The organism is Yoonia sediminilitoris, assembly GCF_003058085.1.
Lineage (GTDB): Bacteria > Pseudomonadota > Alphaproteobacteria > Rhodobacterales > Rhodobacteraceae > Yoonia > Yoonia sediminilitoris.
In genome coordinates, this window is record NZ_QBUD01000015.1 from 93,060 (window position 1) to 99,459 (window position 6,400).

The window sequence follows — 6,400 nt, forward strand, 5'->3', positions numbered from 1 at the left end:
CAATAGGGGGTGTCTAGACATGAAATGCCTTTTGATGGTTCTCTCTTGCAACACCATACCAGCCGCACGATAACGCACGTCATGGTGATCCCTAAAAACATGCAGGGCCTTGTCCTACTTCATGATGGCTTCGATGCGACCGGTCGCGCCACCGGACTCGAAGACTTCTCCGACTGTGTCGAGCTTCGTCAGCTTTCAGTGCCCCAACATGGACCAGGTCAAGCGCTAATTCGCGTATCACGTGCCGCAGTTAACCATGCCGATGTCGCGTTCATAAGGGGTTACTATGGAATGCCGCGCGTCAAAGGGGTCGCGGCGGGGTTTGAAGGAACCGGAACTGTGGTTGCAGGAGACACTCCGCTCGTGGGCCAACGTGTCAGCTTTGCCAGCCCGACAAGCGGCACCTGGGCGGAGTACGCCCTTGCCAATATTGCCCAACTGATCCCGCTTCGCGACGAATTGCGGGATGAAGATGCGGCTGGCCTTATCATCAATCCGATTTCTGCCGCAGTGATGTGTGAAATAGCTCGCGAAAGCGGCGCAAAGAGCTTTGTTGCGACCGGTGCCGGGTCACAATTGGTTAAATTCCTTATTCCGCTCGCGCGGGAAAAAGGCTGCCCCTGTATCGCCATCGTGCGCCGACCGGCACTTGCTCAACAATTGAAGGACCTTGGGGCGCTAGAGGTCCTTGTCAGTGAAGACGCAGAGTTTGCAGAGCGTTTTCGGTCTGTGTCACTGCGGTACAAACCCCGGGTGTTACTTGACGCAATCGCAGATCAAGTGTCATCAGACATTTTCTTTGCCATGCCCAACCACTCAATTTGGGTAATATATGGCCGATTGGCCATCTCGCTCCCTGTCTTGAATGACCCCGAGCAATTCATTGTAGCCAACAAACAAATCAAAGGTTTCTGGCTCACGAGTTGGTTTTTGAACACCGCTCCTGAAGAAGTCGCCAAAGTCATTGCAGACGTTCAGGCTCGCTTCATAGATGGACGCTGGCAAACCAATGTCAGCGAGACGGTCGCACTTCAGGACGCAATGTCGCTTCTGCCATCCGCGTTCTCACAAAAGGATGGTAAGGTACTTCTTGCACTCTGAAGGTGCATTGAGCCGGCATGCGAGCATACAAAGGCCGGCAGATGCGCACCTTCGCGATATGGCGGCGATTGAGCAGATATGGGCTCAAAGCTGCCGTTCGGCGCGGCACTGCCTTGCACATGACCGAGGATTTCCATCGAAAGGTTCGCAGGGCATCAAGGTTACGCAGCTTGTCCTTCATTGGCGAGCGTTGTGCTTGCGCGGTAATGGAAAGGGAGCATCATCAGTGTCTATCGTAAAAGGCGTTCATATCCAAGGCTTCGGAACTGTTCAGCGATCGCCTGCATTCCCTCTTCACTGGAGTGTTTGCCATCAAAGTCGAGGTAGCCTTTTTCAGCAGGATCATCGTCACCAAGTGGACCATTGAACGCCTCATGAACTTGAGCCACAGGGACCCGGTGGCGCCGCCCGGCAGCCATGATACACTCGTTGAACCGCGCCCAGTCCTGCTTTGTGCTTTCGTATATTCCTCTGTCTTTGTGGCTGCGAACGTACGGGAAGTAGACATCCATGGCCTCTATGATCACAGTCGGACCCGCCAGCGAAACAACCTCAGCCAACAGGCTATCATAAGTAAGGCAAAACTCTCGTATTGCCTCATTCATTCCTTCGCTATCAGGATTTCTCCTTTCTGATCCCCACATAGTTATTGCCCATCTCATGTCCGCAAAACCAATTCCAATAGTTATTATATCCGCATCTGCAATTTCGTTTCGGAGGTCTGGTTCGCCGGTCACATTTGCCAGAAGTGCTGAAACCTTCTGAAGCGGAACGTAATGATTGTGATAGATGACTTTGACGGATTGATCGGACTCGATCATGGCGCCGTAGTGCTCAAACCATAGCGTCCCGATGGAGTTGCCCAGAACGACGTAGTCCCATGTCTGGGGGTCTGCTGACGACCGCGTTGTTTGTGCTGCGCCCGGAACGACACCCAACAGAAAGAAGAATGCCGCAAGACTGCCAGCGAACCTATGGAACAATTGTCTCCTCATAGCTCGCGCTCCTCTAATGCCGGCCAAGAGTAAGTCCGGTTGCTGTATTGAAGTTACCGTGGGGCAAACACTGTGTTCCATTTAATGCGTTGCCACAGCGAATCCAAACACTGTGTTCAACACAGTAAATCAGCCCACCAACACACGAAAAACTCTGCGATGAGTGCGCAACGCAGGAAGTAAAAACTGTGCGACGGCTAAGCTATTGTATATGTTTGAAAAAGTGGTGTCAAAGGGCGGAATCGAAGCACCGACACGAGGATTTTCAATTTTCTGATCGGCCTTGGCGAGGCGTACTGGATTGATTGGGAATATTTGATTTTGTTGGTTTTCCTGCAGTTTCTAGATTTTTTCTGTTCTGTTCTAATCTGAACAAAGCTGGTACATCTGGCGCAGAATTACACGGGAATTACACCTCATCGTCCTCCCTATTGTCGGTTTGTTCCGAAACTGCACCCGGCTATGCTTCACCTGCCTGCCGCTCCTGCCGCTCCTGCCGCTGTGATCTACTGGCAGCGAAATGAAACAACAAACCCCGATCAGCAGGTCCAAAGAGTAGCTTAATCTACGCGGAAAACTGTCCAAACATTGGGGAGTGGCTCAGATTTCCCTTTGAGGCGGGACGCTTCGTTAAAGTCTTGGGGAGAGGCCTCCGACGCAAAGCAACGTGAAATGCTGCGGGTAGGTATTGTTCCAGGAGACTATCCTGAACCAGTTGCCGCAGATTGGCCGGACCTTCTCGAAATTGTTCGGGAGTTGGTCAAGCCTGAGCGCGATGTCCAGAAGCGAGAAGCAAATCGCGAAAGGTGGTGGATTTATTGTGAAAACTGGCCCGGTCTTTATTCTGCTCTTCGATTGACAGATAACGCTGTAGTGAGATCGCTAACAAGCTCTCATTTCTCTTGTTTCACCCGCGCCACCACAGAGAAAGTGTTTGATCAAACTCTGGTAGTTTGGGCATCAGAGAAAAGTGATCTGGCACCATTGCTTATATCCAGAGTTCATGAAATCTGGACCCTAGTGTTTGGTGCGACACTTGAGGATCGGTCTCGTTACAGCATAAATGATTGCTTTCAAACGTTTCCTTTTCCACCTGACTTGACGAGCTTGAGATCCATCGGCGAGACTTATGAAGCTTCGCGCCGCAAGTTGGCTACGGAACAAAAAGTTGGCCTCACTAAAATATATAATCGCCTCCACAACCCTCTAGACCGCAAACCGGACATAGTCGAACTCCGCCGCCTTCATGCCGAATTGGACGAAGCTGTCCTCCGTGCCTATGGGTGGGACGACCTTGCGGACATGGCGCAGGACACCTCCGAAGATGGCGCAGCTCCGCGCTTCCTGCACCGCACAGATGAACCAGAGTTTGCCTATGAAGAGCGCTACCACTGGCCCGCGTGGTTCCGCGACAAAGTGTTGGCCCGTCTGTTGGAGCTTAACCGCGCACGCGCGGCTGAAGAGGTCAAAGCCCCACAGAACGACAAAATGAAACCATCGGCTTTGCAGCTTGATCAACAAGGAACGCTTATATGAGCGACGCAGCCAGCACCAAAACCTCTGCCCAAGTGCGCGATGACATCCTCGACGCGTTCCGCATGGATGTCGTTGGCCCCGACACGCGCCCGGCTTACCAAGATGATCACATGTCAAACTTAAAGGTCATCACCTCAACCCGCCCATCCAGCTTTTACCTGATCGGTTATTTGACCCCCGCCGAGGGCTCGACAGCGGCCCTGCCCAAGAACGACGCGCCGGAAATCCAAGAAACACTTCCAAGCATGGATGATGACGACGAGCACGGCGCGGCAGGAGGCGAGGATAGCGACGGCGGCAATGACGCACGGCAGCGCAAACGTCTCGATCCCACCAGCCTCGGTTTGACGGCTTTCGTCTCACCGGACTGTCCATACATTGATGTTGCCCTGCGATCCGCTGATTACCACGCCCAACCGCCGATCCCCGAAGCGGTGCTTGAAGGTCTCGCTTTCCTGGGGCGCAGGTACAATGAGTGCTCTGCTCACCGTCGCACGCAGCACGGCGACGAGGGCCGGAATCCACTCACCAAAGGCAACAAATTGGAATAGCCGGTGCTTCTCAAGCCGCGCCAGAACTTTCTAACCTAGCTGATCAGCCAAACTTTGTGCATCCGCGATGCCCTTTGCAAGACCCTGAGCGGCGGCCTCAGGGCCAAAAGCCAAACCTTCCGCACGCAGGATGGTAGTGTCGGTCAGACCGATAACCGTAAAGATATCGCGCAGGTAATTCCCGCAATGCTCGAACGCGCTCGCCGGACCCTCCGAATATATCCCGCCGCTTCCTACGACTATGACCACCTTCTTGCCAGATAAAAGACCGACCGGTCCGGTCTCCGAATACTGAAACGTCTTCCCAACGCGTAAGATGTTGTCAATCCAAGATTTCATGGTCGATGCAACGCTGTAATTGTGCATTGGAGTTCCCAGCACGACGATATCTGCCCCGATTAATTGCGACACATAGGTATCCGAGGCCGCCAGAGTAGCCTGGTTCTCTGGTTCAGCTTCGTCACCAGTGGCGAAGAACGCGCGCAAGTGAGACGGGCCAAAATGCGTGGGTGGCGTCGCCACGAGATCCAGATTGTCGACAGTCGTGTTGGGCATCGCCGCCTGATACCTGTCGATAAATGCCTTGGAGACCGCCCGCGAAGCTGAGTTGGCTAAGTCCGGGCTGGATTGAACGTTCAGTATTTTAGACATGATTTCTTCCTTACGTGAATGAATTTCTGGGTTTGTACACTGGGACCAAGCTTCGTCGCTTTCTGACAATAGCGCATGCCGCAGTTGTGTTTTCCAGAACTTTTTGAATGCCGAGTCTCTGTCGTGGACCCGAGGCCGGCCCTCGCTTTGGTAGACAGAAGCAGCCGTTTCGGGCCGAAGTGCTCCTTCTATCACCCGTGGTCGGAACAGTCACATTGTCAGACTAGGTTGCTGCAAGTCCCGTAACTCTTGGTATTTCCTGCTTCAGTTTCGCAGGGCCCTGAAGACCCTACTCCATCGAAATACGAACATCAGCACAAACATGCACACGATAAGACCGATCAAGTCCCCGGCCGCATAGACGGCCGATACCCTGATGATCACTTCCCAATCAATCAGATCGGAGAAGACGAGGGTTTGGCCGAGTGAGTTGATAAGAGACGCAAGAGCACCCACTGCAATCACACCCTTCCACCGGAGTTTCACTGAGCCGCCGAAATACAAATTGTAACCGGCAAAACGCGCGAACTCGAAGGCAATAAATGCGGAGGCTGCCCCGACAAGAAGGCTCTCTATCAGAGCTGGTTCAAGGAAATTCAAATCTTCGGACGGGCTGAACAGCCAAGCAGATAGGCTTGAACCTACCATAAGCGCGGGTATCGCCTTCCAGCCATATGCCCAAGTCGCAAGGACCCTGACACCATGGGGCAGATACATGAGACTAGCAAATACAGTCACTTCTGGCAAAAAAACGCTCTGGATCGGAGTAACAACCAGTGCCGTCAATCCATGACACACGACATACACGAATACGATAATCAAGAAATTCATGGACGGGGCCTATTCGCTGATGGTGTCGAGATTTCTGCACTTTCACACCAGACCGGCGTTCAAATTACACGATCAAGAATGCTCTCTAACTCCCAGCAAGGTCATCGCGGACCAAATAGTGCTTCGATTTATAACCTTCTGCTTTTTCGAGCAAGCCAAGGGTTAATAAGGAACGCAACGCCCTGTGGTAGGATGCCTGCGCGATCCCTGCGGTTAAGTCATGTTTCCGGATCTCGTCAGACGAAACGACCTCTCCAGCCGATCCCGATAAAGCATGTGCCGCTAGAAACACGTCCATTTCCATGGAAGTTAACGTATCAAGCCCGACTTCATGCTCCATTTCACGCAGCATGCTGCGCAGTTCGAAAAGTACCGAAAGCTTCCCCAGTGATTTGTTCATCAAAATTGTCGCCATCCAGAAAACTAAGAGGAGCGCCAAGCTGCCAAAATTATCATATTGACAATTAAGGCAACTTGGAAGAACCTTTTTCTGCTCCTTGAGTGTCCGTGAGTGGTTCTCCCAAGAGCTTTTCAAACGGTTCTGCCCCGGTCGGTGATCACGTCATCGACTGGGGTAATTTAACAGCCTAGAGATATTTTAGCAAAGCTAAAGAAAGCGCGCCTGATGTCCACTTTTTAAGGGCGGTTTCAATGGGTCGACGCAACACTTTAATCTTTTTGGAAAGATGGAGTGTTTACGATGAAGTACCGGACGCGGACGTTTTACACGGCCAA

General features: G+C 52.4%; 7 protein-coding genes. 3 read left to right on the plus strand and 4 right to left on the minus strand.

What is annotated here, in order from left to right; genetic code table 11:
* Window positions 1-24 precede the first annotated feature (24 nt).
* Window positions 25-1,101 carry an alcohol dehydrogenase catalytic domain-containing protein gene (locus tag C8N45_RS19900; protein ID WP_245882773.1) on the plus strand — a complete coding sequence of 359 codons (1,077 nt, stop codon included), beginning with the start codon at window positions 25-27 and terminating at the stop codon, window positions 1,099-1,101.
* Window positions 1,102-1,331: 230 nt separating this feature from the next.
* On the opposite strand, the gene C8N45_RS19905 is transcribed toward C8N45_RS19900, so the two are convergent.
* A complete protein-coding gene (locus tag C8N45_RS19905; RefSeq protein ID WP_108388258.1) occupies window positions 1,332-2,096 on the minus strand; it encodes an SGNH/GDSL hydrolase family protein in 765 nt (254 codons plus the stop codon).
* A 672-nt stretch (window positions 2,097-2,768) separates the two neighbouring features.
* Between C8N45_RS19905 and C8N45_RS23040 the strand changes: the two genes are divergently transcribed.
* Window positions 2,769-3,632: a DNA methyltransferase family protein gene (locus tag C8N45_RS23040; protein WP_133176022.1), complete on the plus strand. Its 864-nt coding sequence runs from the start codon at window positions 2,769-2,771 to the stop codon at window positions 3,630-3,632.
* Window positions 3,629-4,183, plus strand: coding sequence for a hypothetical protein (locus tag C8N45_RS19915; protein ID WP_108388262.1), 555 nt, complete (start codon window positions 3,629-3,631; stop codon window positions 4,181-4,183). Before C8N45_RS23040 ends, C8N45_RS19915 begins: the two co-directional genes overlap by 4 nt.
* A 30-nt stretch (window positions 4,184-4,213) precedes the next feature.
* On the opposite strand, the gene C8N45_RS19920 is transcribed toward C8N45_RS19915, so the two are convergent.
* The 3 genes from C8N45_RS19920 to C8N45_RS19930 all read right to left on the minus strand — a co-directional run bounded on the left by C8N45_RS19920 (window position 4,214) and on the right by C8N45_RS19930 (window position 6,065).
* Complete coding sequence (locus tag C8N45_RS19920) at window positions 4,214-4,834, minus strand: FMN-dependent NADH-azoreductase (RefSeq protein WP_108388264.1); 621 nt, start codon at window positions 4,832-4,834, stop codon at window positions 4,214-4,216.
* 264 nt (window positions 4,835-5,098) lie between these two features.
* Entirely contained in the window at window positions 5,099-5,665 is a 567-nt protein-coding gene (locus C8N45_RS19925; RefSeq protein ID WP_108388266.1) for a hypothetical protein, read from the minus strand.
* 85 nt (window positions 5,666-5,750) lie between these two features.
* Entirely contained in the window at window positions 5,751-6,065 is a 315-nt protein-coding gene (locus C8N45_RS19930; protein ID WP_245882774.1) for a hypothetical protein, read from the minus strand.
* Between the last annotated feature and the right edge of the window lie 335 nt (window positions 6,066-6,400).

Coding starts and splice junctions, on each gene's coding strand:
- C8N45_RS19900 (WP_245882773.1), top strand. CDS start 25: ATGCCTTTTGATGGTTCTCTCTTGCAACACCATACCAGCCGCACGATA.
- C8N45_RS19905 (WP_108388258.1), bottom strand. CDS start 2,096: ATGAGGAGACAATTGTTCCATAGGTTCGCTGGCAGTCTTGCGGCATTC.
- C8N45_RS23040 (WP_133176022.1), top strand. CDS start 2,769: ATGCTGCGGGTAGGTATTGTTCCAGGAGACTATCCTGAACCAGTTGCC.
- C8N45_RS19915 (WP_108388262.1), top strand. CDS start 3,629: ATGAGCGACGCAGCCAGCACCAAAACCTCTGCCCAAGTGCGCGATGAC.
- C8N45_RS19920 (WP_108388264.1), bottom strand. CDS start 4,834: ATGTCTAAAATACTGAACGTTCAATCCAGCCCGGACTTAGCCAACTCA.
- C8N45_RS19925 (WP_108388266.1), bottom strand. CDS start 5,665: ATGAATTTCTTGATTATCGTATTCGTGTATGTCGTGTGTCATGGATTG.
- C8N45_RS19930 (WP_245882774.1), bottom strand. CDS start 6,065: ATGAACAAATCACTGGGGAAGCTTTCGGTACTTTTCGAACTGCGCAGC.